This window comes from Caulobacter sp. GW821-FHT05F04 (assembly GCF_059419665.1).
Genome location: NZ_JBWKSF010000007.1, coordinates 134,423 through 160,648, shown reverse-complemented (window position 1 = coordinate 160,648; position 26,226 = coordinate 134,423). Strand labels below are relative to the sequence as shown.

20 protein-coding genes are annotated in these 26,226 nt (G+C 68.2%); 8 read left to right on the top strand and 12 right to left on the bottom strand.

The genetic code is table 11. The annotated features are described in order from the left end of the window. Positions 1-28: 28 nt before the first annotated feature. The 7 genes from AC07R7_RS18595 to AC07R7_RS18565 form a co-directional block, all read right to left on the bottom strand. Positions 29-1,441, bottom strand: coding sequence for an NAD(P)/FAD-dependent oxidoreductase (locus AC07R7_RS18595; protein WP_494636210.1), 1,413 nt, complete (start codon positions 1,439-1,441; stop codon positions 29-31). Between the two features lie 2 nt (positions 1,442-1,443). Beyond that, positions 1,444-1,800 carry a cupin domain-containing protein gene (locus AC07R7_RS18590; protein WP_494636209.1) on the bottom strand — a complete coding sequence of 119 codons (357 nt, stop codon included), beginning with the start codon at positions 1,798-1,800 and terminating at the stop codon, positions 1,444-1,446. Between the two features lie 3 nt (positions 1,801-1,803). Then, positions 1,804-3,282 carry an NAD-dependent succinate-semialdehyde dehydrogenase gene (locus AC07R7_RS18585; RefSeq protein ID WP_494636208.1) on the bottom strand — a complete coding sequence of 493 codons (1,479 nt, stop codon included), beginning with the start codon at positions 3,280-3,282 and terminating at the stop codon, positions 1,804-1,806. Next, the gene (gene gabT / locus AC07R7_RS18580; RefSeq protein WP_492884710.1) at positions 3,282-4,583 is read right to left on the bottom strand and encodes a 4-aminobutyrate--2-oxoglutarate transaminase; all 1,302 of its coding nucleotides are present in this window, start codon (positions 4,581-4,583) and stop codon (positions 3,282-3,284) included. Before gabT ends, AC07R7_RS18585 begins: the two co-directional genes overlap by 1 nt. A gap of 109 nt (positions 4,584-4,692) precedes the next feature. Beyond that, entirely contained in the window at positions 4,693-5,631 is a 939-nt protein-coding gene (locus tag AC07R7_RS18575) for a LysR substrate-binding domain-containing protein (RefSeq protein ID WP_494636207.1), read from the bottom strand. 322 nt (positions 5,632-5,953) lie between these two features. Continuing rightward, a complete protein-coding gene (locus AC07R7_RS18570) occupies positions 5,954-7,045 on the bottom strand; it encodes an ATP-binding protein (protein ID WP_494636206.1) in 1,092 nt (363 codons plus the stop codon). Then, complete coding sequence (locus AC07R7_RS18565; protein WP_492884706.1) at positions 7,042-7,731, bottom strand: response regulator; 690 nt, start codon at positions 7,729-7,731, stop codon at positions 7,042-7,044. The genes AC07R7_RS18570 and AC07R7_RS18565 overlap by 4 nt, the downstream gene beginning before the upstream one ends. 168 nt (positions 7,732-7,899) lie before the next feature. On the opposite strand from AC07R7_RS18565, the gene AC07R7_RS18560 reads away from it, so the two are divergent. The 3 genes from AC07R7_RS18560 to AC07R7_RS18550 are packed head-to-tail and all read left to right on the top strand — an operon-like array spanning position 7,900 to position 13,528. Then, entirely contained in the window at positions 7,900-9,021 is a 1,122-nt protein-coding gene (locus tag AC07R7_RS18560) for an efflux RND transporter periplasmic adaptor subunit (protein WP_494636205.1), read from the top strand. A 4-nt stretch (positions 9,022-9,025) separates the two neighbouring features. Continuing rightward, a complete protein-coding gene (locus AC07R7_RS18555; protein ID WP_494636204.1) occupies positions 9,026-12,145 on the top strand; it encodes a multidrug efflux RND transporter permease subunit in 3,120 nt (1,039 codons plus the stop codon). 3 nt (positions 12,146-12,148) lie between these two features. Next, positions 12,149-13,528 carry an efflux transporter outer membrane subunit gene (locus AC07R7_RS18550; protein ID WP_492884702.1) on the top strand — a complete coding sequence of 460 codons (1,380 nt, stop codon included), beginning with the start codon at positions 12,149-12,151 and terminating at the stop codon, positions 13,526-13,528. A 186-nt stretch (positions 13,529-13,714) separates the two neighbouring features. Here AC07R7_RS18550 and AC07R7_RS18545 read toward each other — a convergent pair whose 3' ends face one another. Further along, positions 13,715-14,905 (bottom strand): cation:proton antiporter, encoded by a 1,191-nt coding sequence (locus tag AC07R7_RS18545; RefSeq protein WP_494636203.1) that lies wholly within the window; start codon positions 14,903-14,905, stop codon positions 13,715-13,717. A gap of 122 nt (positions 14,906-15,027) precedes the next feature. Further along, positions 15,028-16,287 (bottom strand): Na+/H+ antiporter NhaA, encoded by a 1,260-nt coding sequence (gene nhaA / locus AC07R7_RS18540; protein WP_492884698.1) that lies wholly within the window; start codon positions 16,285-16,287, stop codon positions 15,028-15,030. A gap of 444 nt (positions 16,288-16,731) precedes the next feature. Here nhaA and AC07R7_RS18535 point away from each other — a divergent pair, with 444 nt between their 5' ends. The 5 genes from AC07R7_RS18535 to AC07R7_RS18515 all read left to right on the top strand — a co-directional run bounded on the left by AC07R7_RS18535 (position 16,732) and on the right by AC07R7_RS18515 (position 23,814). Beyond that, positions 16,732-19,170, top strand: a complete 2,439-nt coding sequence (locus tag AC07R7_RS18535) for a membrane-bound PQQ-dependent dehydrogenase, glucose/quinate/shikimate family (RefSeq protein WP_494636202.1) — start codon at positions 16,732-16,734, stop codon at positions 19,168-19,170. Next, positions 19,167-19,748, top strand: a complete 582-nt coding sequence (locus AC07R7_RS18530) for a hypothetical protein (protein WP_494636201.1) — start codon at positions 19,167-19,169, stop codon at positions 19,746-19,748. Before AC07R7_RS18535 ends, AC07R7_RS18530 begins: the two co-directional genes overlap by 4 nt. Positions 19,749-20,204: 456 nt before the next feature. Continuing rightward, on the top strand, positions 20,205-21,314 hold the full coding sequence (locus AC07R7_RS18525; protein ID WP_494636200.1) for a D-alanyl-D-alanine carboxypeptidase family protein: 1,110 nt from the start codon (positions 20,205-20,207) through the stop codon (positions 21,312-21,314). A 209-nt stretch (positions 21,315-21,523) separates the two neighbouring features. Next, positions 21,524-23,443 carry a potassium transporter Kup gene (locus AC07R7_RS18520; protein ID WP_494636199.1) on the top strand — a complete coding sequence of 640 codons (1,920 nt, stop codon included), beginning with the start codon at positions 21,524-21,526 and terminating at the stop codon, positions 23,441-23,443. Positions 23,444-23,535: 92 nt separating this feature from the next. Continuing rightward, positions 23,536-23,814 carry a hypothetical protein gene (locus AC07R7_RS18515; RefSeq protein ID WP_494636198.1) on the top strand — a complete coding sequence of 93 codons (279 nt, stop codon included), beginning with the start codon at positions 23,536-23,538 and terminating at the stop codon, positions 23,812-23,814. 9 nt (positions 23,815-23,823) lie between these two features. Here the strand turns inward: AC07R7_RS18515 and AC07R7_RS18510 are convergent, their stop codons facing one another. The 3 genes from AC07R7_RS18510 to AC07R7_RS18500 all read right to left on the bottom strand — a co-directional run bounded on the left by AC07R7_RS18510 (position 23,824) and on the right by AC07R7_RS18500 (position 26,058). Next, positions 23,824-24,138 carry a hypothetical protein gene (locus AC07R7_RS18510; RefSeq protein ID WP_492884686.1) on the bottom strand — a complete coding sequence of 105 codons (315 nt, stop codon included), beginning with the start codon at positions 24,136-24,138 and terminating at the stop codon, positions 23,824-23,826. Beyond that, positions 24,135-25,469, bottom strand: a complete 1,335-nt coding sequence (locus AC07R7_RS18505) for a chloride channel protein (protein WP_492884684.1) — start codon at positions 25,467-25,469, stop codon at positions 24,135-24,137. Before AC07R7_RS18505 ends, AC07R7_RS18510 begins: the two co-directional genes overlap by 4 nt. A gap of 292 nt (positions 25,470-25,761) precedes the next feature. Next, entirely contained in the window at positions 25,762-26,058 is a 297-nt protein-coding gene (locus AC07R7_RS18500) for a hypothetical protein (protein WP_492884682.1), read from the bottom strand. Positions 26,059-26,226: the final 168 nt, after the last annotated feature.

Sequence of the window (26,226 nt, the reverse complement as noted above, 5' to 3'; positions counted from 1 at the left end):
ATCCCCGCCGCCGCGTCTCGGGCCTGCCCTACTGCTTGCTGAGCCGGCGCACCAGGGGGGCGTCAAGCGGCGCGGGACGTTTGGCCTTCATCGCCGCATCCATGCGGGCGAAGCCCTCCTGGACGTAGCGCACGCCCAGCCAGCGCGCCGGCTCGGGCTCCCAGTCGGGCGAGCGGTTCCCGACGCTGGGCAGGAACTCAAAGCCCGTCGGCTTGCCGGTGATCATCCCGGCCAGGATGCGCGCGGAGATGTTCGTCGTCGACACGCCCCGGCCGGTATAGCCGAACAGCTGGCCGATCTTGGTGCGCGGATCGAAGCTGATCGTCGGCGTCCAGTCGCGTGACACCCCCAGATAACCCGCCCAACTATGGGAGAAGGCGACGCCTTCAAGGGTGGGAAACCACTCGACCAGGGTCTCGCGCATGGTCTTGGCCGTGGCCGCGTCCCAGGGCTGATCCATGTTGGAGTTCAGGTGATAGGGCGCGCCGCGGCTGCCGTAGAGAATGCGGCCGTCGGTGGTCTTGGTGAAGTAGTCGACCATGTTGACCTGCGAGCCCAGCCCCTCCCCCTCCGCCCAGCCGATGCTGGCCCACTGCGCGGCGCTCAAAGGCTCGGTCAGCACGATCAGCGACGACATCGGCAGAAGCTTGCGGCGGAAGCGCGGTTGCTGGGTCAGATAGGCTTCGCCCGCCGCGACGATCGCCTTGCGAGCCACCAGCACGCCGCTGTCGGTGTGCAGGCGAGGCGTCTCGCCCGGCTCGAAGCGGGTCACCGGCGATCGCTCGTAGATCACCCCGCCCAGGCGCTCGACCGCTTGGGCGAGACCGCGCACCAGCTTGGCCGGATGCACGGTGGCGCTCTTGGGCGAGAACAGCGCGCCTTCGATCTCGGTGGCGCGCACCTTCTCCCGGGCGGCTTCCGCGCCGAGCAGCAGGTTCTGATCCGCCAGGCCCAGGCGTTCGTAGGCGCGATGGGAGGCTTGGACCGCCGGAAGTTGAGCCTTGCCGCGCGCCAGGCTGAGAATGCCGGTCTGGCGGTACTCCGCGTCGATACCTTCGCGCGCGCAGACGCGCCCGACCTCCTCGACGGCGTCATACATGGCCAGAAGGGTCTTGCGGCCGATCTCGACGCCGTAGCGCCTGGCCAGGGTGCTCGCATCGAGCGGGTAGCGTGACGAGCACCAGCCGCCGTTGCGCCCCGAGGCCCCGTAGCCGCAGACGTCCTTCTCGAGGATCGCGACCTGCAAACCGGGATTGTCGCGCATCAGATAATAGGCGGTCCACAGGCCGGAGAAGCCGCCGCCCAGGATCGCCACATCGACGCTCACCTGGCCCTTGAGCGAGGCGCGGGGCGTCAGATCATCGTTGCAGGTCTCCAGCCAGAAGCTGGTGTCGCGATAGGCCTGCGTTTCCGCGACGGCCGTGAGAGGTTGTGGCCGCATGTTCATCGCGCTTCATCGAAGATGACATAGGCCTTGCGGGCCTTGGTCTCGATCGTCCAGACTCCGGCGGTGTTGGCCGGAAAATAGACCGCCTCGCCCGGGGCGATACGGATCGGCTCCCCCTCGTCCGGCTCGAACACGCACTCGCCTTCGAGAAAGACGCAGAACTCGGCGGCCAGCACCTGCCGGCGCCAGCGTCCCGGACTGCACTCCCAGACGCCGGTGCGCGTGGAGGCGGCGGCCTGCGAGGCGAAGCCGCGCACGGCGATCTGCGAGACCGGATCGCCGATCGGAACCGGCGCGGGATTGGCCGGCGGCATGGCGGCGAAGAGCTCGGCCGGCGCGAATTTGATGATCATGGCCTAGTCCCCCGCAATATCGCTGCACAGAAGTTTGAGTTCGACGAACTCGTCGACGCCGTGGCGAGAACCTTCGCGGCCCAGGCCCGACTCCTTGACCCCGCCAAAGGGCGCGACCTCGGTGGAGATCAGGCCGGTGTTCAGCCCGACCATGCCGTATTCCAGCGCCTCGCCGACCCTCCACGAGCGGTCCAGGTCACGCGTGAAGAGGTACGCCGCCAGGCCGGCGCTGGTGTCGTTGGCGATCGCGACGGCCTCGGCTTCGGTCTCGAACCGGATCAGGCCGGCGACTGGGCCGAAGGTCTCTTCCCTGGCCATGGCCATGTCGCCGGTGACGCCGGTCAGCACGGTTGGCGCATAGAAGAAGCCCGTCCCCGGTAGCGCTTGGCCGCCGGTGCGGACGACCGCGCCGCCCGCTACGGCGTTCTCGACATGGCGACCGACCTTGGCGGCGGCGGCGGCGTTGATCAGCGGCCCCTGGTCGGTAGGACCGGCCAGCCCGTCGCCCACGACCAGCTTTTCGACACGCGCCGTCAGCTTCCGCGCGAAGGCCTCGTAGACGCCGGCCTGCACCAGCAGGCGGTTGGCGCAGACGCAGGTCTGGCCGGTGTTGCGGAACTTCGAGGCCATCGCGCCCTCGACGGCCTTGTCCAGGTCGGCGTCGTCGAAGACGATGAAGGGCGCGTTGCCGCCCAACTCCAGCGACACGCGCTTGACCGTGGCCATGCAGCGGGCGGCCAGCATCTTCCCGACCGGCGTCGACCCTGTGAAGGTGAACTTGCGCACCCGCGGATCGCCGGTCAGCACCTCGCCGATCGGCGCGGCCTGCCCCGTCACGACGTTAAACACGCCCCGCGGCACGCCCGCTTCCTCGCCCAAGGCCGCCAGGGCCAGGGCGGAGAACGGGGTCAGCTCGGACGGCTTGAGCACCACGGTGCAGCCCACCGCGAGGGCGGGCGCGACCTTGCGGGTGATCATCGCCGCCGGAAAGTTCCACGGCGTCACCGCCGCCACCACGCCGATCGGCTGCTTCAGGACCAGCAGGCGCTTGCCGGCGTCATGCCCCGGAATGACATCGCCGTAGACGCGCTTGGCCTCCTCGGAAAACCATTCGAGGAAGCTGGCCGCATAGGCCACCTCACCGCGCGCCTCGGCCAGGGGCTTGCCCTGCTCGGCGGTCATCAGCCGGGCCAGATCCTCCACGTTCTCCAGGATCAGGTCGCGCCAGCGCCGCAGGATGGCGCCCCGCGCCTTAGCGCTCAGCTTGCGCCAAGGCCCGAAGGCGGCTTGGGCCGCGGTCACCGCCCGGGTCGCGGTCTCCGCGCCAAGGTCGGGCACGCCGCCAAGACGTTGACCCGTGGCGGGCGATGTCACGACGATCTCTTCAGGGCCGTCGATCCATTGGCCGTCGACATAGGCGGCCTGGCGCAGCAGGTCGGGCCGTCTCAGCGCCAGGATCGGAAGGTGGGTCGCGCCGTCCATCAGGCGAGGTCCAGGCGCAGGCTGTGCTCGAGGATGTCGAGACCCTCGTCCAATTGCTCAAGGGGGATGGTCAACGGCGCCAGCACTCGGATCGTTTCGCCGCCGACCCCGCAGGTCAGCAGGATCAAGCCGCGCTCCAGGGCTCGCCCCGCCACGGCCCTGGCGCCAGCGCCGTCGGGCCGTCCGTCGGCGGTGACGATGTCGAAGCCGATCATCGCGCCCGGGCCGCGCAGACCACGGGTCGGGATCAGGTCGTTGCGGCCCGCGAAGCCCGCGATGCGCTCACGCAGCCGTGCGCCTATGACGTCGGCGCGCGCGCACAACGCCTCGTCCTCCATCACGTCGAGCACCGCCAGGGCCGCGGCGCAGGCGACCGGGGAACCGCCATAGGTGCCGCCCAGGCCACCGGGTTCGACACCGTCCATCAGCGCCGCCCGTCCGATGACGCCGGACAGGGGAAAGCCGCCCGCCAGCGACTTGGCCACGGTGATGAGGTCGGGCCGCACGCTCCAGTGCTCGGCGCCGAACATCTTGCCCGTACGGCCGAAGCCAGTCTGCACCTCGTCGGCGATCAGCAGGATGCCGTGCGCGTCGCAGATCGCCCGCAGCGCGGTCATCAGAGCGTCGGGCGCGGGGTGGAAACCGCCCTCGCCCTGCACGGGCTCGATGATGATCGCCGCCACGGAACTGGGATGCAGGTCGGCGGCGAACAGGAAGTCGAGGGCCTTCAGGCTATCCTCGACGTCGACGCCGTGCGCCGCGATCGGAAACGGCGCATGGAAGATATTGGCCGGCGCGCCCCCGAACATGCGCTTGTAGGGCGCGACCTTGCCGGTCAGGGCCGAGGACAGGGTCGTGCGGCCGTGGAACGCGCCAGTGAAGGCGATCACCCCAGGCCGGCCGGTCACCGCGCGAGCGATCTTGACCGCGTTCTCGACCGCCTCGGCGCCGCTGGTGAAAAAGATCGTCTTGGCCGGCCCGTCGATCGGGGCCAAGGCGTTCAGGCGCTCGGCCAACGCCACGTAGGGTTCGTAGGCCAGCACTTGGAAAGCCGTGTGGGAAAAACGCTCCAGCTGGTTCTGGACCGCCGCCATCACCCGAGGGTGACGATGACCGACGTTGAGGACGGCGATGCCGCCCGCGAAATCGACGTAGCGACGCCCCTCCACGTCCCAGATCTCGGCATTGAGCGCTCTATCCGCATAGATGGCCGTCGAGCTGGCCACGCCCGAGGACACCGCCGCGCGGCGACGCTCCAGAAGGGATTCGTTGGAGACGGGAGCGGTCGCGAAGGCGGACAAGGCAACTCTCTCAGGAAACAAAACACCTGAGATGATGCTCGGCCACAACCGGCGCGATGCGGAGATGACAACTCCGCTGCGAGTGGTGACGAAACGTCACCGACGTGGGCTACCAGCGCGCCGCTTCCCCGGCGGCCTCGCGCACCAGCCATCGCCGGAAGGCCAGCAGCGCCGGGGTGCGCCAGCGGTCCCGACGGGCCGAAAACATATAGCGCCCCATCACGATCGGCTGCGCGCCGATCAACGCGCCAACATCCACCAATCGGCCAGCCTTGAAATCCTCGCCGACCAGGAAGGCGTTGGCCAGGACCAGGCCCTCCCCGCGACGGGCGGCGTCGACGGCCAAGTGGGCATGCCAGAGCCTGTGCCCGGGCAGATCCGGCTCTGGGATCACGCCGTTGGCCTCGAACCAGGCGGTCCATTGCCGGGCGTTTTCCTCGTGCAGCAACGGCCCCTTCAAGAGATCCGCCGCGGTCGAGGGCTGGCCCAGGGCCTCCAGGCGCGCCGGACTGGCGACGGCCAGAACCGGTGGGCGGGCCAGTTGAACGGATTCGACCTCTCCGGCGGGCGGCTTGTCCGGCGCGGCGTCGATCACGTAGCGGATGTCGCCGTCCATATCGCGGCGGGTGAAGTCCGGGGCGGTGTCCGACGGACGCAGCACCAGTTGGATCTCGGGATGGGATTGGCGAAAGTCGGCCAGGCGCGCCAACAGCCAGTTGGAGGCCAGGCCGGGGATGCAGGAAATCTGCAACGTGCGCTCGTCCGAGCCATGCAGGAGATCGGCGGACGCCGCGGCGATTTCGTTGAGGGCGGAAGTTATGCGGGCGTGAAACTTGGCGCCCTCCGGCGTCAGCTTGCCGCCGTTGGCGCCGCGCTCGACCAGCGGGACGCCGGCCCAGACCTCCAAACCGCGAAGGTGCCGACTGACCGCGGCGTGGTCCAGCTCCAGCACGGCCGCGGCCTTACGGATGCCGCCAAATTCGCCGACGGCCGCGAACGCACGCAAGGCCGTGAAAGGCGGCGTCGAGCGGCGGTTCCAAAAGACCAAGCGGGGATCTTCGGGGGACGTTGCACGCGGCGACATTCGGAACTCCAATACCGCCGTCAGGCTAGGGCAAGCGCCGCGTCATGTCATCTTGAGCGTCCGCGTCGAGCTGAACGTTCCCGAAACCGGTCCCGTGGGCGTCGCCTCCAAAGGGCGTTTGGACCGTAGGCGCGCGAGACCGATGATGTTCTTGCGCTTTCCAAAGACCGGAGCGTTGGTCAATCCGCCGCTGTGTTGGGCGGGGAGCTTTCCTCGACCCTTTCAGTTTCACGCAGCGGAGCGATCGGCTTGAACGGCTCGGCCCGCTCGTCCCCGGATTCGGCGGCTAGGACCTTGTCGCCGCTCTGGGCGCTTCACTCGGCCATTGGTTCGCGGGCATCGTGATCGTGAAGGCTGAAAGGCCGTCACGTCGCTCGTAGGTCGCTCGCCCGCCATGGGCCTCGGCGATGCCGCGCACCACGGCCAGGCCCAGACCCGATCCGCTCTTGAGATCGACGTCGTCTCCGCGCCGGAAAGGCTCGAACGCGCGCTTCGAGAGGCCTTCCGGCATTCCGGGGCCCCTGTCGATGACGCTGATTAGGACCTCAGTGTCCGACACGTGCGTCGCGATTTCCAGGACACAAGGCTCCGCATACTTCAACGCATTGTCGACGAGGGCCAGCACCGCTTGTCGCAGGCGGACGGGATCGGCCACGCACCGGCCGCTCGTAAGGACCATGCGCAGGCCAAAGCCCGCCCTGTCCAGATCACGCTCGACGAGCCGCGCCAGACCTTCCAGTTCCGAGGCCAGGTCGATCTCGACCAGCCGCAGATGCAGGCGGCCGCTGTCCAGCAGGCTGACGACCCGCAGATCCTCGACCAGCCGCGCCAGGGCGTCTGCCTGTTGATGCAGCGATTGGAGAAGCCCCGGTTCGGGTTGGAACACCCCTTCGGCGAGCCCCTGAAGCCGGCCCTTGAGGATCGTGACCGGCGTCCGCAATTCGTGGGCGATCAGGCTGTTCCAGGTGACGATGTCATCGACGGCCTTCTCTAGCCGATCAGCCATGGCGTTGAAGTCGGCGATCATCTGGCTGGCTTCGGTCGGGGCCGGGGCGGTCAAGTTCGCCCGCGCCGCCAGGTCTCCCCCGGCGATCTGGCGAGCGGCCTGCGCCAGCGCCTCGAGCGGTTCGACCATCCGTCGAGCGACCCGCGTCGCGACGACGCTGGCGGCGATGCTGCCCAGCACGATGCAGACCGAGTACATCGCCCACTCCACGGGGCCGGGCAGGATCGCGTCCTCGGCCGACAGCAGCTTGGGCGCGAACTCGAAGAGCAGACCGTAGGCGAAGGCGATGAAGATTAGACTGAGGATCAAGGTCGCCAGGGTGATGCCGACGACGGCGAGGTTCAGGCGCTGCGAAAGGCTCTGGGCTTTCATTGGTCCCCCAGCAGGCGATAGCCGAGGCCTCGGACATTGCCGAGCATGCCGGGCGCGCCCGCCACCTCGAGCTTCTTACGCAGCTTGCTCAGATGGCTGTCGACCGTCCGTTCCAGCGCGTCGCCGCCGGAGAGGCAGGCGTCCAGCAGCTCGGCCCGCGTGTAGAGGCGCATCGGCGCCTGGGCCATGTGGAGGAGCAGTCTGAACTCGGTCAGGGTCAGGGTCAGCCGGCGCGGCCCCTCCGGTGTATTCACCGTCGCGATGTGGTTGACGGGATCGACGTCAAGCGGTCCTGAGCGCGCCACCGACGCCGCGTCCCTTCCCGTGGCGCGACGCAACACGGCCTTGGCGCGGGCGGCGACCTCCAGCGGGTTGAAGGGCTTGACGACATAGTCGTCCGCGCCGATCCGCAACGCTTGCAGCTTGTCCAGGTCCTGGTCCAAGGCCGTCAGCATGATGACGGGCGTCGCACCGCGCCTGCGCAGTTGCGCCAGGACCTCCCAGCCATCCAGCTTGGGCAGACCCACGTCCAGCAAGACGATATCGGGCCGAAGCGCCTGATGCAGCTCGACCGCGGTCTGACCATCCCGCGCCGTGACGGTCCTGAACCCCTCGCGTTCAAGATAGCCCACGAGGATTTCCGCGATCTCGGACTCGTCCTCGACGATCAGAACTAAGGCGTTCACGGGATCTCCAATGCGGCCGCGACCGGATCGCCAAGGCAATAATCATCCTTCCGCGGGCGACGCCAGGGCCCTCCACGAAGTCGCAACATTCGCTCCACGATCGCGCAACCGCGCTCGGGCATAGCCGCCCAGCGCCCCAAAAGGCGCGACTTTGGGAGCTTGATTTTCATGGACCGCCACCGTCGTCGCATCGCCGCGGCTCTCCTGCTGGGGAGCACGATGCTGGCCGCTTGCCGTCATCCCGAGGTCGCCGCCGCCCCGCCGCCGCCCGAGGTTGCGGTGGCGACCGCCGAGGCGGCCACGGTCACGCCCGTGGATGAGCTGCCAGCGCGCGTCGTGGCGTTCCGAACCGCCGAGATCCGCCCCCAGGTGTCGGGCGTCGTAACCCGTCGGCTCTTCACCCAGGGGGGTGATGTCACGGCCGGCCAGCCCCTGTTCCAGATCGATCCCACGCCCTATCGGGCCGAAGCCGCCGGAGCCCAGGCGGCGCTATCGCGCGCGATCGCCGTCGCCGAACGCGCCAGGGCCCAGGTGACGCGCCTGGCCCCGCTGGTAGAGGCCGACGCCATCAGCCGCCAGAGCTATGATGACGCGGTCTCGGCCAAGGCGCAGGCGGAGGCGGATCTGGCCGAAGCGCGCGCGACCCTGCGCCGCCGTGGGATCGAGCTGAGTTTCGCGACGGTCACGGCGCCGATCTCCGGCCGGATCGGCGAGGCCCAGGTCACGGAGGGGGCCCTGGTCGCCGTCGGCGGCGTGGGTCCGATGGCGACCATCCAGCAGATCGACCGAGTCTATATCGACGTCCGTCAGCCGACCGCGCGCCTTGAAGCCTTGCGCGCCATGGCGGGCGGCGGCGCCGGCCGCGAGGTCGAGATCCTGACGCCGTCCGGCGCGCCCTATCCCCGCAAAGGGAAGATCTTGTTCTCGGGCGTGGCGGTCGATCCCGCGACGGGCGACGCGGTCGCGCGCGTCGAGATCGACAATCCTGACCGCGCGCTTCTGCCCGGCATGTTCGTCCGCGCCCGCCTGCCGCGCGCCCCGATCCATGGCGCGGTCATGACCCCTCAGCAGGCCGTGCTGCGCGACAGCGGCGGCAAACCGATCGTCAGCCTGGTGAACGCCAAGGGCGTGGTCGAGACCCGCGCCGTCGAGGTCGGCGACGTGGTGGACGGCCGCTACGTGGTGACTCGCGGCTTGAAGGTCGGCGAGCGCGTCATCGTCGAGGGCCAGGACCGCGTCAGGGCCGGCGCCGGGGTCAAAACCGTTCCGTTCCAGATGGGAGCGCGCTAGTCGGATGCCCAAGTTCTTCATCGAGCGGCCGATCTTCGCCTGGGTCATCGCCATCGCCATCGTTCTGGCGGGCCTGATGGCCATCCCCCGCATGCCGGTGGCGCGCTATCCCGTCGTCGCCCCTCCCACGGTCAGCATCTACGCCAGCTATCCCGGCGCCACGCCGCAGGCCATGAACGACTCGGTCGTGAGCCTGATCGAGCGTGAGCTCTCTAGCGTCAAGAACCTGCTCTACTTCGAGTCCTCGACCGACACCTCGGGCTCGGCCACGATCACGGCGACCTTCAAGCCGGGCACGAATCCGGAGCTTGCCCAGGTCGACGTCCAGAACCGCCTGAAGACCATCGAGCCTCGCCTGCCCCAGACCGTGCGGCAGACCGGCGTCGGCGTCGAGAGCGCCGCGTCCAACTTCCTGCTGATGGTCAGCCTGCGGAGCGTCGACGGACGGGACGACGAAGTGGCGCTCAGCGACTACATGGTCCGCAACATCGCCGACGAGCTCAAGCGCATTCCAGGCGTGGGGCGCGTGCAGATGTTCGGCTCCGAGCGCGCGATGCGGATCTGGGTCGATCCCAACAAGCTCACGGGCTTCAACTTGACGCTGAGCGACGTCACCGGAGCGATCGCGGCGCAGAACCAGCAGTTGGCCCCCGGCGCCCTGGGCGGCGAGCCCACGATCGAGGACCAGCGCGTAACCGTGCCGCTGACCGCCGACGGCCAATTGCGGACCGTCGAACAGTTCGCCGCCATTTTGCTGCGCGCCAACACCTCGGGCTCGCGCGTCACCTTGGGCGACGTCGCCCGCCTCGAACTGAACTCGGCCAATTTCAACTTCACGACCCGCGAGAACGGTCAGGCGGCGACGGCCCTGGGCGTCCAGCTGTCGCCCGGCGGCAACGCGGTGCGGACCGCCGCCGCGATCCAGACCCGTCTCGACGAGCTGCAGAAAGCCGCGCCGCCCGGGATGCAATTGGGCGTCCCGTTCAATACCGCGCCATTCGTCCGCGTCTCGATCGAGAAGGTCGTCCAGACCCTGGTCGAGGCCATGGCGCTGGTGTTCCTGGTGATGTTCCTGTTCCTGCAGAAGATCCGCTACACGCTGATTCCCGCCATCGTCGCGCCGATCGCCTTGATGGGCACGTTCACCGTGATGCTGGCCGCGGGCTTCTCGATCAACGTGCTGACCATGTTCGGCATGGTGCTGGCGATCGGCATCATCGTTGACGACGCCATTGTCGTAGTCGAGGCGGTGGAACGGATCATGGCGACCGAGGGACTTTCTCCCAAGGACGCGACTCGCAAGGCCATGTCTGAGATGACCAGCGCGATCATCGGCATCACCGCCGTGCTGGCGGCGGTGTTCATTCCCATGGCCCTGGCGGATGGCTCGGTCGGCGCGATCTATCGCCAGTTCACCCTGTCCATGGCCGTCTCGATCCTGTTCTCGGCTTTCCTAGCCCTGTCCTTGACGCCGGCCCTGTGCGCCACCTTGCTGAAGCCCATCGACGCCCACACGCCGAAAAAGGGCTTCTTCGCCTGGTTCGACCAGCGCTTCGACCGCCTCACCGAGGGCTACACCCGCCTGCTGGGCGCGGTGTTGCGACGCGGCGGTCGCGCCATGGCCGCCTTCGGCGTGGTCGTCGCGATCGTGGCGGCAGCGTTCATGCTCCTGCCCTCGGCCTTCCTTCCCGAGGAGGACCAGGGCTACTTCATGACCTCTTTCCAATTGCCCGCCGACGCCACGGCGCAGCGCACCAGCGAAGCGGTCTCGCGCTTCGAGCACTACGCGCGCACGCGCCCCGCCATCGATACCACCCAGGCGGTCACCGGCTTCAGCTTCGCCGGCCAGGGACCCAACGCGGCCATCATCTTCACGATGCTCAAGGACTGGAACAAGCGCGACGGCGCGACGAGCGCCAGCGAGGTCCAGGCCGCGACCGAGGCCATGGGAGCTCAGCGCGAGGGCGAGATCATGTCGGTGATGCCGCCTTCGATCGACGAGCTGGGCAATTCCTCGGGCTTCACCCTGGCGCTTCAGGACCACGCCAATCGCGGCCCGGAGGCCCTGATCGCGGCCCAGACGCGACTGCTGGAACTGGCCGCGCTGAGCAAGCAGGTGACGGGCGTCTATCCCGATGGCCTGCCCCCCGGCTCGACGGTGCGGCTGGATATCGACCGCCAGAAGGCCCAAGCCCTGGGCGTCTCCTTCGCGGCGATCGGCGACACCCTGTCGACCGCCCTGGGATCCAGCTACGTCAACGACTTCGTCAACGCCGGCCGCCTGCAGCAGGTGATCGTTCAGGCCGACGCGCCCTTCCGGATGCAGCTCGGCGACGTGCTGAAGCTCTACGTCCGCAACGAGACCGGAGGCATGGTCGCGCTCTCTGAAGTTGTCACGCCGGTCTGGACCCGGGCGCCGGCCCAGATGATGCGATTCAACGGCTATCCGTCGGTTCGCCTCACGGGGTCGGCCGCGCCCGGCGTTTCGAGCGGCCAGGCCATGGCCGAGATGGAGCGTCTGGCGGCGCAGCTTCCACAGGGTTACGCCGTCGCGTGGACCGGGCAGTCGCTGCAGGAAAAACTGGCGGGTACCCAAGCCCCCGCGCTGCTCGCCTTGTCGATGCTGGTCGTCTTCCTGGTGCTGGCGGCGCTTTATGAGAGCTGGTCGATCCCGCTGTCGGTCATGCTGGCCATTCCGCTCGGCCTGATCGGCGCCTTGGCGGCGGTGCTGCTGCGAGGCCTGCCCAACGACGTTTTCTTCAAGGTCGGACTGATCACCATCATCGGCCTGTCGGCCAAGAACGCCATCCTGATCGTCGAGTTCGCCAAGGCCAATCGAGCGAACGGTATGAGCCTGACGGAGGCGGCCCTACACGCGGCCAAGCTGCGCCTGCGCCCCATCCTGATGACGAGTCTGGCCTTCACGCTGGGGGTCGTCCCGCTGGTGATCGCGTCCGGCGCCAGCGCCGAGACCCAGCACGCCATCGGCACCGGCGTGTTCGGCGGGATGATCACCGGCACCCTGCTCGCGATCATCCTGGTTCCCACCTTCTTCGTCCTGGTCGTCGGCGCGGCGGAGCGCCTGTCCAGACGGAACAAAGCCACGCCTGAGATGGAGGCCTGATTCATGCGTCGTCTGATCCTCTGCGGCGCCGCGCTGCTCGGCGCGTGTTCCGTCACGCCGCGTCTGGACCTTCCAGCGGCTCCAGTGGCGGCGGCCTATCCCGTCGTCGAAGGCGGCGTGGCGGCGGACATGCCCATGGCCAGGTCGCTTGCCTGGAAGCAGGTCTATACCGATCCCAGGCTGGCGGCCCTCATCGACCAGGCGCTGGACCAGAGCCGCGATCTTCGCGCCGCCCTGCTGAACGTCGAGGCCGCCCGCGCGGAGAACCGGATCGCGCGCGGCGCGCTGGGGCCAAGCCTCGACGCCAATCTTTCTCGGACCCAAGAGCGCTCGCTGGCCCAGGGGCGGTCCGAGACATACGCGGCCAATCTTGGGCTCACCGCCTTCGAACTGGACGTGTTCGGACGGCTCCGGGCGCAGTCCAGCGCGGCCTATGAGCGCTATCTGGCCAGCGAGACCGGCGCGCGCGCCGCCCGGATCGCGTTGATCTCGGCCGTCGCCACGGCCTATCTCGACGAGCGGCTCGCCGAGGAGCAGTTGGCGTTGAGCGAAGCGACGCTGTCGGACTGGCGGGCCTCTCTCGACATCGCCCAACGGCTCAAGGCGGCCTCGCAAGCCGGCGGCCTCGACATCGCCCAGGCGGAGGGCCTGGTTCGCCAGGCGGAGGCCGATCGCGAGGCGGGCCGGCGCGGGCTCGCCCAGGCGCGCAACGCCCTTGAGCTCATTGTCGGCGGGCCGGAACCAGCTTCGCTGCCTCCGCCGATCCCCCTCGCCGGTCAGCCGCTTCCGACGCAGCTTGAGCCGGGCTTGCCGGCCGAGCTGCTGACCCTGCGCCCCGACATCGCCCAGGCCGAGCATGTCCTGCGCGCCGCCAACGCCGACATCGGCGCCGCGCGCGCGGCCTTCCTGCCCAGGGTTACGCTTAGCGGCGCGATCGGCGGCGCCAGTCCGGACCTCGGCGCACTGTTCGACCGAGGCAGCAAAGCCTGGACGTTCATGCCGCAGATCACCCAACCGATCTTTCGGAGCGGCCAGTTGAGGGGCGCTCTGGCGCTAAGCGAGGCGCGCAAATCGCTCGCCGTCGCGGCCTACGAACGCCAGATCCAGATCGCCTTCCGCGAGGTCGCCGACGGCTTGGCCGCGCAGGCCACTTTCGCCAGCCAGATCCATGTTCAGGAAGGTGTGGCCGAGGCCGCGCGCCGGCGCTTCCGGCTATCGGATCTGCGTTACCGCGCCGGGCTCGACGGGCGGCTGGAACGCCTCGACGCGCAACGCGCCGACTACGCCGCCCGTCAGGTTCTGCTGTCGCTCAGGCGCGACCAACTGGCGGCCATGGTAGCGCTCTACGCCGCGCTCGGCGGCGGTCTGGAGGCGACGTCGTGATGGAGAAGCTGATATCGAAGGACGGAATTCAATGACGCCGCCCCCCCTGCACGGACACTCCAAGCGATGCATTAGAGCGATGTGTCCACACCGCTCGGCCTTGAAGTGACGATCAATCGGCTTAGGCGTCGCCTTGGGACATGTCTCCATCGAAGACATTGGCCGGCAAGGGCAAGGCGGCGCCCATCACCGGTCCTGTCGCGTGGCGAATTTAGCCGCCAACCATCCGAAGGTGAGACCTTGGGCCAGGACCGAGAAGATCACGACCGCGAAGGTCGTCGATAGGATCAAGGACCGAGCCTCACCCGGCGGCAAGGTTAGCGCGAGCGCCAGGGACAAGGCGCCATGAAGTCCGCCCCACCCCAGCAGCAGACTGGCGCCGCGTTGCTGTTCCCGGCGGCGGAAGAAGGCGCCCCAGGGCGCGACGACGATCAATCGCGCCAGGATCACCAGCAGGATGGCCACCAGCCAGAGGCCCGCCATCCTCGAATCGAACGGCACCACCACCAATTCCAGGCCCAGCAGAAGGAAGAGCAAGGCGTTGAGGATTTCGTCGACCAGGGTCCAAAAGCCGTGCACGTGCCTCTGGGTCATGTCGCTCATGGCCGTGCGCATGCCCAGATTGCCGACCATCAGGCCCGCGACGACCACCGCGATCGGACCGCTCACGTGCAGCGCGTCGGCCAGGGCGTAGACGCCAACCGCCAGCGCGATGGAGAGCCCGACCTCGACCGCGTAGTCGTCGATGGCCCTCATGCCGGCGATGACCAAGAGCGAAGCGGCCAACCCTAGGGCCAGGCCGCCGATCGCCTCGACGGCGACCTGACCGATGGCCTGCAGTGGGTGGAGCTCTCCCCCTCCACTGGCGATCGCGACCGCGGCGGTAAACACCACGATGCCGATCCCGTCATTGAACAAGGCCTCGCCCTGCAGCACCGCCTCCAGGGTCTTTGACAGACTGCCCTGTCGCACCGCCGCCAGCACGGCGATCGGATCGGTCGGGCTAATGAGGGCGCCGAACACGAACGCCCAAGGCAAAGTCAGCGGCAAGTCGAGCAGACGCGCGGTCAGCCAGAGGCCGCCGCCGACGATCAAGGTCGAGGCCAGCACGCCGACGGTGGCCAGGCTGCCGATGGCCAGCAGTCGCTTGCGAAGCTCGGCGAGACTGACCTGCATGGCGCCGGCGAACAGCAGGAAGGCCAGCATGTAGCCCAGCACGGTCTTGGGAAAATCCACCCCCGCGATCGCGCTAACGAGCTGCCCCGCGGCGTTGGGGCCGGGAAGCCAGGCCCGCGCGGCGAGCAATAGGCCCGCGCCGGCAAGACCGGCCAGGACCATCGCCGTGGCGGTCGGCAAGTGGAAGAACCGGACGTTCAACCAGCCAACCAGCCAACCAGCCCCACCAGGGCCAGGAAAATCGCGGCAAGATCGAAGGCGGTCATGGGGACCTCGTAAAGTCTACGGCCTCGAGGAGAATGGTCGGAGCGGCGCGTTGGGTCTTATCGAAGGTCCAGTTGCCCGTCGTCCGCCAGGGTTGCGGCGTGACGTTCGCTTTCGGGCGCATCGGACTTGGAAACTCGCAGGATCAGCATGCCGAGCAAAGCCGAGGCCAGGGAGCCGGCCAGCACGCCGATCTTCGTCTCATCGACCAGATGGTCTTGCCGAAAGGCCAGGTTGCCGATGAACAGGCTCATGGTGAAGCCTATGCCGCAAAGCACAGCCACGCCGTAGAGCTGGCCGGTCGAGGCGTATTTGGGCATGTCGGCCCAGCCCAGCCGCACGATCGTCCAGGCGGTGAGGAACACGCCCAGTTGCTTGCCGACGAAGAGACCCAAGGCCACCCCGAGCGGAACCGGGTCCAGCAGATTGGCCAGGCTGACGCCCGTGAAGGACAGGCCCGCATTGGCGAAACCAAACAGTGGGACGATCACGAACGCCACCGGCTTGTGGAGGGCGTGCTCGAGCCGATGCAAGGGTGAGGTCACGTCGTCGGGACAGGCCGGGCTCCTGCGCAGCGGGATGACCATGGCCAGCGCCACCCCGGCGAGGGTCGCGTGCACGCCCGACTCCAAAACGAAGAACCATAGAAGAAGCCCGCCCAGCAGATAGGGCCAAAGCGCCTTCACACCGAGACGGTTGAGGAGGATCAGAACCGCCAGGATGCCGGCCGACACCGCCAAGGCGCCCAGGTGAAGCTGGGCGGTGTAAAAGATGGCGATAATCACAATGGCGGCCAGGTCGTCCATGATGGCGATGGCGGTCAGGAAGATCTTCAGCGAGGTCGGCACGCGGGGACCTAGCAAGGCCAGAACGCCGAGCGCGAAGGCGATGTCGGTCGCCGAGGGAATGGCCCAGCCCGACCGGGTATCGGGATTGGCGGCGTTGAACACCAGATAGATCAGGGCCGGCGCGGCGACCCCGCCAAGAGCGGCCAGCCCCGGCAGGATGATGCGCGACGGTCGCGAGAGCTGTCCGTCGAGGACCTCGCGCTTGATCTCCAATCCGACCAGCAGGAAGAAGACGGCCATCAGGCCGTCATTGATCCAATGCAGCACGCTCTCGTCGAGCGACACCGGGCCCAATGAAAAGCCCAGGTGATGGCCCAGCACCGAGAAATAGGCGTCGGCCAGGGGCGTATTGGCGACAATGAGCGCCAGCGCGGCGGCCGCCATCAAGACATAGCCGCCCGACGCCTCGTGCTGGAGAAAAGCGCGCAGCGCCGACATGGGGCGAGCCCGGTCCGTCTGGAAAGGGGTCATGGCGTCAGGCCTCCGAAATAGGAAACGAGGGCGCAAGGCGGCCATCCGTCATTCGGCTTCTAAGGGCCAAGAGGTGCTTCAAGATGGATCGTGCAAGGGTCAGGTGTTCTGCCACGGCGGCCTCCAGACTGGATCGAGCTGTCGTGGCGTCAGGTTATCGACGGACGCCGGACCGTATTCGCCCGAAGGCGCGGCCTGGCCGCAACCGCAGCCTGATATCTGGCCGGAAACTTGTCGCAACCTCCGCCAAGGTCAAGCAAAACCGGCTTCGGGTGGTTCGTTTTGCCTGCGCCGGCCACTTTGCGCACCCCCGCCAAAAGCACTTACATCGTGTCGCGATCTTTTTTGGCGCCGCTTGGCGGTCTCACGCATTGTCTGTGGTGCGCGGCCGCTCAACGTCGCTCGCGCCCTTTGCCGCGTCCTAGATTCCAGTCGGAACGTCCCATGACGAACACCTCCAAGACCTTGGTCCAAGGCCACGCCTGGTTCGCACGCACCGTGGGCGTCATCCTGGTGTTGATCGGCGCGATCTTGTCGGCGGGCGGCCTTTGGCTCGCGCTCGTGCGGGGATCGCCCTACTATCTGCTGGCCGGACTGGGCTTGGTCGGCTCCGGCGCGCTGATGGTCCGCCGGCGCGTCCGGGGCGCCTGGCTCTATGCCGGGGTCTTCGCCGCGACCCTGGTCTGGGCGCTCTGGGAATCGGGACTCAACGGGTGGGCGCTAACCCCAAGGCTTGTGGGGCCCTTCATTCTGCTGCTGCTGGTCATGGCCAGCGTGCCCAACCTGACGCGGGACCGCACGCCCCGGCAGGTGAGTCTGGGGGTTGCGGTCGGGGCCAGCGCGCTAATGGCCGTGCTGGTGATCGCCGTGCTCCTGGCGGGGCGTCCCCCCGCCCCTGGAACGCCGACGCTCGGTCCAGGCCCGCTGGCGGCGGGATCGGCCGGCGCCGACTGGCCCGCCTATGGCGGTACTTACGGCGCCCAACGCTACTCGACCCTCTCCCAGATCACGCCGGCCAATGTCGGCAAGCTCGAGCGCGCCTGGCTGATCCACACGGGCGACCTACCAGCCTCCGCCCAGGCGCGGTCGCAATACGGCGCGGAGACCACGCCGTTGAAGGTGGGCGACAGCCTCTATCTCTGCACGCCAAAAAACATCCTGATGTCCCTCGACGCGGCCACCGGCAGGACGCGCTGGCGCTTCGACCCCAAGGTCGCCGACATCCACATCCCCTATACCGCCGCCTGCCGCGGGGTGGCCTACTACGCCGTGCCCGGCGCCAAGTCCGGCGAGGTCTGCGCCACCCGGATCATCGAAGGCGCCTTGGATGCGCGGTTGATCGCGGTCGACGCGGCCACCGGCCGCCCCTGCCCCGACTTCGGGTTCGGCGGCCAGGTCGATACGACCCAAGGGATCGGCCAGCACGTGCCGGGCATGTTCTCCATCACCTCGGCGCCCACCATCGTGCGTGGCGTGGTGGTCACGGGCCATCAGGTGCTCGATGGGCAAAAGCGCGACGCGCCATCCGGTGTGATCCAGGGCTATGACGCCGTCACCGGCAAGCTGGCCTGGGCCTGGGACATGGTGCGGCCCGAGCGGACCGGCGCGCCGCCTCCCGGCGAGACCTACACCCGCGGAACCCCCAATATGTGGACGACGGCGACGGCTGACGAGGCCCTTGGCCTGGTCTATCTGCCGCTCGGCAATTCGGCGGTCGACTATTGGAGCGGGCTGCGCACCTCGCGTGAAAAGGCCCATTCCACCTCCCTGGTGGCCCTGGACGCGGCGACTGGACGCAAGGTCTGGTCGTTCCAAGCCGTGCGCAACGACGTCTGGGACTATGACCTTGGATCGCAAGCCACCCTGGTGGACTTCCCAACCCGGCAGGGCTCGGTTCCGGCCCTGATCCTCCCCAGCAAACAGGGCGACATCTATGTCCTGAACCGTCGCACCGGCGCGCCCCTGACAGGCGTAGCCGAGCGACGCGTGCCCACGGGCGGCGTCGAGCCTCAGGAGCGCTCGGCCACCCAACCGTTTTCGCTCTATCACACCCTGCGCAAGCCCGACCTGACCGAACGGTCGATGTGGGGCATGTCGCCGATCGACCAGATGATCTGCCGGATCCAGTTCCGGTTGGCCACCTACAAGGGCTTCTACACCCCGCCCGAGACCAAGAGCCGCTACGTCGAATATCCTGGCTACAACGGCGGCTCGGACTGGGGCGGCGTCGCCGTCGATCCCGTTCACGGCGTCATCGTCGCCAACTACAACGACATGCCCAACTACAATCGTCTGGTGCCGCGCGCCGAAGCCGACAAAAAGGGCTGGGCGCCGCGCGGCCAGGAACGCGGCGGCTCGATGAAGAAGGGCGCCGAGGGCGCGGGCGATCCGCAGGCCGGCACGCCCTACGCCATCGACGTCAACGCCGGCTGGCGCCTGCCGCTCACGGGCCTTTTGTGCAAGCAACCGCCCTATGGCGGCCTGCGGGCCATCGACCTGCTCAGCGGCAAGACTCTATGGGATCGTCCTCTGGGCACGGCGCGCACCAACGGTCCGTTCGGCATCCCCTCGCACCTGCCCTTGACCATCGGCACACCCAACAATGGCGGTTCGGTCGTCACGGCCGGCGGAGTGATCTTCATCGCCGCGACCACCGACAATCTGATCCGAGCGGTCGATCTGAAGACCGGCCGCACTCTGTGGCAGGACGTGTTGCCGGCCGGCGGCCAGGCCACGCCGATGACCTATGAGGTCGGCGGCAAGCAATATCTGGTGATCATGGCCGGCGGCCACCACTTCATGGAAACCCCGATCGGCGACGCCCTGGTCGCCTACGCCCTGCCCGGCCCGGCGTCGTCGAGCGCGAAAGGCGCCAACCCATGACCCGCAAAGCTGGCCTGGCCCTCTTGCTTGTTCTGCCGCTCTTGGCGAGCGGAGCCCGCGCCCAGAGCGCGCCTTTCGAGCAACAGGGCGGCGCAGCTCTGGCTGGCGCGGCGCCCCTGGGCCTGACCGGCGTCCAGGCCCTCATTGGTCAAGAGCTGCCATCGCTGGCGCGCGCGCCTCTGGTCTGTGGCGCGCCGCGGCCCGATGGCGCCAAGGCCTGCCGCGTGGCGCGTCGCTACGGCCAATATGTGATCGACGACCCAGCGCCGCTCACGGCCAAGGTGCGACTAGACCGCCTCACCCTGATTGTTCGTGGACAGATCGTCGAGGCGGTCGCGCTCGAAACCTCGCCTGACAATTTCCATGCGGTGACGCACCTGCTCACGACGCGGCTTGGCGCGCCGGCGCGGACAAAAAGCGCTCGGGTGCGCCTTTCGGCCAGTTTCCAGCCGCGCGTGACCATGACCTGGCGGGCCGATGGCGCGGTGGTCAGCCTGACCGACCCCACGCCGCACCAGACCCTGTCGGTCCTCATCGGCCATGATGACGCCGCCGCCAAGACCGCCAGCGGCGCCTGAGCGACCCAGCGACCGCCTAGCCAGTCAAGAGATCGTGAGGCGCGCGCGGAACGGGGCCGGGCCGGGCCGGGCCGCCAGGAATTGGAAAAGGGGAAAGAAAGGCTGTTCACATGCAACGCCCCCACCCTTTTCAGGCCCTCGGGCCCTTCGATCATCCTGGCCAGGATCGCCGCGGGCGCAGGCGCGGGCCTCTTGCTGGGCCTGGCGTCCGCCGCCAGCGCCGCAGGCGACGACCAGACACTCAGGACCGGCGCGCAGGTCAGCCGCGACAGCCGGCGGCGCGGTTTGTGAACAGGCCACGGATTCATCTTAGGTCCGCCCCAAGGGTTCGTGAACACGAAAACATCGTGTAGCGATATTTTTGTCCCAAATCTTCAGATCACGTTAACTAGGCTGCCGGCGACATGGGCCACACCTTCTTGCCCAGTTCAGGGACCGCCGCCCGGCAGACTGCCCATGATTTTGTCGTCGCGCTTGCGCCTTGCGCTGATCAAGCTCCTGGCCGCCATGGTCGTGATGGTCTGCGCCCCAGCCCAAGCGATGGCCGACAGCCCGGTCGAGCAACGCTTCGCGGCGATCGTCATCGATGCGCAGACCGGCGAGACGCTTTATGCCCGCCACGCCGACGCGCGACGCTACCCAGCCTCGCTGACGAAGGTGATGACGCTCTATCTGGCGTTCGACGCTCTGGACGCCGGTCGCGTCAAATCGGCCGATCCGGTGGTCATTTCGCGGCGCGCCGCCGCCCGCCCCCCTTCGCGGCTTGGCCTGCGGGCCGGAGAGCGCCTGAGCATGCGGGAGGCCATGGACGTGCTGGTCGTCAAGTCAGCCAATGATGTCGCCACGGCCCTGGCCGAGCATTTGGCCGGCAACGAGGCCGCCTTCGCGCGCGCGATGACCGCCAAGGCCAAAAGCCTTGGCCTGGAGCATACCCGATTTCTCAACGCCTCGGGCTTGCCCCAAGCGGGCCATTTCAGCACCGCGCGGGATCTGGCGCTGCTGGGCCGGGCTTTTCTGCGCGACCATCCCGACGACTACGCCATTTTCGACCAGGAGCAGACGGTGTTCCGCGGACGGCTGATCCAGGGGCACAATCGCCTGCTGTCCCGCCCGGGCATCGACGGCTTCAAGACCGGCTTCGTCAACGCCTCCGGCTACAATCTGCTGACCTCTGGCGTGCGCGACGGTCGGCGGGTGATCGCCGTGGTGCTGGGCGGTCGCTCGGCGCGGTCGCGCGACGCGTTCATGGCCAAACTGGTCCAGGCCAGCTTTTCCAGCCTCGCGATCCGCTCGGCCGGCTTCGAGCTGACGGTCGCGGACCTGATGGCCCAACCCGCCGCGCCTCTTTCGTATGCCTCGGTCGCTTCGGACGAGGTCGCCTCGCGGCCCGTCATCCAGGCGGCCCTGACCCAGGCCGAACCGACGACGGCCCAGGGCGACGCCTCGCCGCCGTCTCGCCTTTGGGTGCAGGTTGGCGCGTTCCGCTCCAAGGCGCGCGGCCAGGCGCGCCTGGCCGATGTCGTCAAACGTCATCCCCGCCGTTTCGGGAGCGGTCGCGGGACGTAGCCCGGATCGGCGGCCTCTTCGCGGCGCGCTTTGCGGCCCGCACCGCCGAGGGCGCCGACGCGGCCTGCGCCCTCCTGGCCGCCGAGGGCGAGGATTGCCGGGTGCTGACGGAATGAGCCCGCCTGATGCATCGTCCTTAAGGTTCGCGCGCTTGAACCGCGATCCTTGGCGCGCTGGAGGCAGCCTGATGCGGCCCTGGCGAGGATGACATGACCCAGATCGTCACCGATGCGACCGACAGCCATGCCGCGCCGTCGGCCGAACGCTTCTGGCCCCTGGCCTTGGGCGCCATCGGGGTCGTCTTCGGCGACATTGGGACAAGCCCGCTTTACGCGATGCGCGAAGCCCTGGCCCATTCGCGTTCGGGCGGGACCGCGCCCCTGGCGGTGCTGGGGGTGGTGTCTTTGGTGACCTGGGCGCTCATCCTCGTGGTGACGCTCAAATATGTCGTCTTCCTGATGCGCGCCGACAACAAGGGCGAAGGCGGCACCCTGGCCCTGATGGCCCTGGCCCAGCGCGCCTTGGCCAAGACCCCGGGGCGGCGGCGCTCGTTCGCGGTCTTGGTCCTGGGCATTTTGGGCGCCGCCTTTTTCTACGCCGACGGCATCATCACGCCCGCCGTGTCGGTGCTCGGCGCGATGGAAGGTTTGCGGGAGGTCCCCAAGTTCGGACGTACCTTGTCATTCCTGATCATGCCCTTGACGATTGGCGTCCTGGTCAGTCTGTTCATGGTCCAGTCGCGCGGCACCGCCAGCGTCGCCCGGCTGTTTGGGCCCGTCACCGCGCTTTGGTTCCTGACCTTGGCCGGGCTTGGCCTGCTCCACATCCGGGACGACCCGGGCATTCTGCGCGGCCTGTCACCCCACTACGGCGCGCTGTTCCTGCTCGACAACGGCCTGCTTGGCTTTGCTATTCTCGGCAGCGTCTTCCTGGCCGTGACCGGAGCCGAGGCGCTCTACGCCGACATGGGGCATTTTGGCAAAACGCCGATCCGGATCGCATGGCTGGCCTTCGTCCTACCCTGCCTACTGCTCAACTATCTTGGCCAGGGCGCCTTCGTGCTGAGCCACCCGGAGGCCCGCACCAACCCGTTCTTCCAGATGATCCCGCACGCGGTCTATTGGCCCGTCTGGCTGCTGTCGATCGCCGCGACGGTGATCGCCAGCCAGGCGGTGATCACCGGGGCGTTCTCGATGACCCAACAGGCGGTTCAGCTGGGTCTGTTGCCCCGTATCGTCATCCGGCGCACCAGCGAGACCCAGGCGGGGCAGATCTTCGTGCCGGGCGTCAACACCCTGCTGCTGATCGGGGTTCTGATGTTGCTGGTGATGTTCAAGACCTCATCGAACCTGGCCGCAGCCTACGGCATCGCGGTGACTGGCGCGATGCTGATCGACAGCCTGTTGTTCTTCGTCATCATCCGCCGGCTGTGGGACCGCCCGCTCTGGAACGCCGTCGCCGCCTTGGTGGTGTTTGGCGGGCTGGACGTGGTGTTCGTCGGCGCCAATCTGCTGAAGATCCCGCAAGGGGCTTGGTTGCCGTTGCTGCTGGCCGGCGGCTTGGTGACGGCAATGCTGACCTGGGCGCGCGGCGCGCGACGCTTGGCGCTGCGCGCCCAGCAGGAAACCCTCCCCCTGACCGCGCTGGCCAAGAGCCTCGCGGCCAAGCCGCCGCACCGCACCGCCGGCACCGCGATCTTCCTGACCTCCGAGCCCGACCAAGCGCCCTTGGCGCTGTTGCACAACCTCAAGCACAACAGAGTGCTTCACGCCCAGAATGTCATCCTGACGGTGCGCACGGCCGCCATGCCACGGGTCGATGACGCCGCGCGCCTGCGTCTTGAGCCCGTCAATGACGACTTCAAGAGGCTCATCGTCACCTACGGTTTCATGGAGAGCCCCAACCTCCCCCAAGCGCTCAACCAAAGCCGCCGATTGGGTTTGAAGTTCGACATCATGGAAACGAGCTTCTTCCTGGGCCGGCGCACCATCATCCCCTCGCCCAAGGGCATGCCCATCTGGCAGGATAAGCTCTTCGCGTTCATGATGGGCGTGGCCGCTAATCCCACCAGCTTCTTTCGGATCCCGCCGGGCCGTGTCGTTGAGATGGGAACCCAGACCACCGTCTAGGCCACACCGTGCTTTTGAGCTGGGGCCGGGAAATATATCGCTCCACGATCATTGAGCCAGGGCGCGGTCCGCGCCAAAGCCTGGAGGGAGCCATGAGCCATCTGCGTTTCGCGGCGATGGTCGCGACCTCGACGGTGCTGATGTACGGCCTGATGTATCTGAACACCTACAGCCTCGATCACGTCGCCTTCAGCCAGACCCGGGCCTGGATGGCTGTGGTGATGGGCGCGGCCATGGCGATCGTCATGCTGCTGTTCATGCGCAAGATGTATTCCAACCGGCGCCTGAACGCGGCCATATCCGCGATCCCCGCGTGCGCCAACTGGCCGATGGGATCCTCACCGCCCAAGTGCGCGAGATCGGGCGGATGAAGGCGTTGGTCAGAGATCCGCAGAGCCATCCGACGCCAAGGGGCGCGCCGGATCTGCCCCCGCCTCCAGCCCGGTGAGCCCACGCTCGTACGGGGCGAGCTCGGGGTGACCCGGCGGCCGTGGCGGCAGCGTTCCGGCGACGCGTCGCAAGCCCGCCACGACGAAGGCCAGCACCGCGACGGCGGCGACCACGGCGCTGAAGACGCCAGCGATGTGGCTCGCCATCAACCAAGCGTCATGGGTCATGACACTGACGCCGATCGCTCCGATCATGATCAAGGCGCTGGCGCACAGGAGCCTTCGCGCCAGGTGAAGAAGGCTCATGCCGCGCCGTCTCCCGGAGGAAGCGCCGGGCCGCCCGCAGGCGTGGCCTGGGCCGCGCGACGGCGCGGCCCCGTCCAGGCTCGGGCCAGGGCGTGGTAAAGCGGGGTCGGGGCCACCGCTTCTGAGCAGCGCCGGGCGATCAGGGTGCAAAGCAGCAGCGGCCCGACGAGGCCCGGATCGCGGGTCATCTCCATCAGGATCACCGCGCTGGTCAGCGGCGCCTGGACGACGCCGGCGAGGTAGCCGGCCATACCCAAGGTGACGGCCTCGCGGCCGCCGGCCCAGGGCGCCAGGTGCGCGAACAGCGCCCCGATCCCCGCGCCCGTGGCCAGAGACGGCGCGAAGATCCCGCCTGGCGCGCCGCTGGCCGCCGCCGAAAGGGTCGCCAGCCACTTGCCGGCCGCCAGATCCCAGCCCGAAGCGAAGCGACCAAACAGCAGCGACTTGGCTTCGGCATAGCCGGCGCCGTAGGTGACGCCGCCGCTCAGGACCGCCGCAGCGGCCGCCGCCACGCCACAAAGGGCGGCGAAGCGCACGGGTCGAGCATCCTTCCACCGGCGCACGGGATTGTCGCCGACCAGTATGGCGGCCATCAACCGCGAGAACAGGCCTCCGGCCAGCCCCGACACCACGCCGATCAGCGCCGCGCTGAACCACGCCTTCCAGCCGGCCGCGCCCGACATGTCGCCGAAGTAGGCGTAGTTGCCGCCGAGCGCGTAGGCCGCCACCCCCGCCGACACCACGGCCAGGATGACCACGGTGTTGGCGCGCTTGTCGAAACCGCGGGCCAGTTCCTCGACGGCGAAGACGATGCCCGCGATGGGCGTGTTGAAAGCGGCCGAGACTCCCGCCGCGCCCCCGGCGATCAGCAGGGTGCGCCGCCCGGGGCCGCCGCGCAGCCAGCTGGTCAGGAACACCATGACCGCGGCGACGACCTGCACGGTGGGTCCTTCGCGCCCGATCGAGCCGCCGCAAACCAGCAGCAAGGCCGCCAGCACGATCTTGACCAGGGCGGTGCGCATGGAAACGCGGTCATCATGGATCTTCTCGCCGTCGAGACCCCGTCCCCGGCCGATTTCGCCGGCGGCGATCACCTGGGGAATGCCGCTGCCGGCGGCGGCGGGCGCCAGGCGGCGCATCAGCCAGACGCACAGCGGCAAACCCACGATCAGGAGCGCGGGGCCAAGCCAGGGCCAGGCCGCGACGAGATGAGCATGGGCGGCCATGGCCGCATCGCAGAGCTTGGCGAATCCGACGGCGGCGGCGCCCGCCACCACGGCGGCGGCCACCACCGCCCCGGTACGCATCGAGCGCCGGGCGCGCAGGCTCACGAGCTTGCGCTGACGATCGAGCCTTTCGAGCGGCGAGGGTTTTAACACGGACGTTTCGCTGCCTGGCGCGAGGAATAGAGCATTGGCGACGATTGCATCGCCATACGATGTTTATGCCCTAGGGGCGCCCGGCGTCGGGGTCAAGCCGGCAGGCCTACAGCCGGCGCCGGGGCGGCAAGTTCTTGATGAGGATGGCCGCGACGACCCCTTGGCGAAGCCCGGACTTCCCGAACGCGGCCTCTAAAGCCCCGCTCCGTCGCCGGCTCTTGGCAATCTACGCGAACCGCCCGTCCTATGACCCGCTCAAATCCATGCCCAAGGTGGGGCCGATCCCGTCGGGATGATCCCCGAACGGATTGGCCGGCGCGCGGCGACGGGCTAGGTCGTCCAGTCGCGCCCTCAAGCTGGCGTCGAGCCCGGCCGTGGCGTCGGCTTGGGCCCCACCGTCGTGCCCCACGGCCGGAGCGCCGGCCAACACGCGAAAGAGCGCCTGATCGAATCGCTTACCGTCCTCGGTATCCGCGTCGGGGGGCGACTCCAGGAAACCCACGACGATTTCGAGCGCATCTTCCCAGTCAAGATGAGTCATGCGACGTCTACTCCAATCCTGTTTTGCAGCGCTCTTAACCCGCCAGGCGCAGCGACATCGCCGCCAGGCACCCCACTGCGGCCAAGGCCACGATAATCACCTCAAGCGGAACACCGCCGTTGCGCTTCATGAGCGTTTCCTCCCGACTGGCGACACTGACGGTCGCCT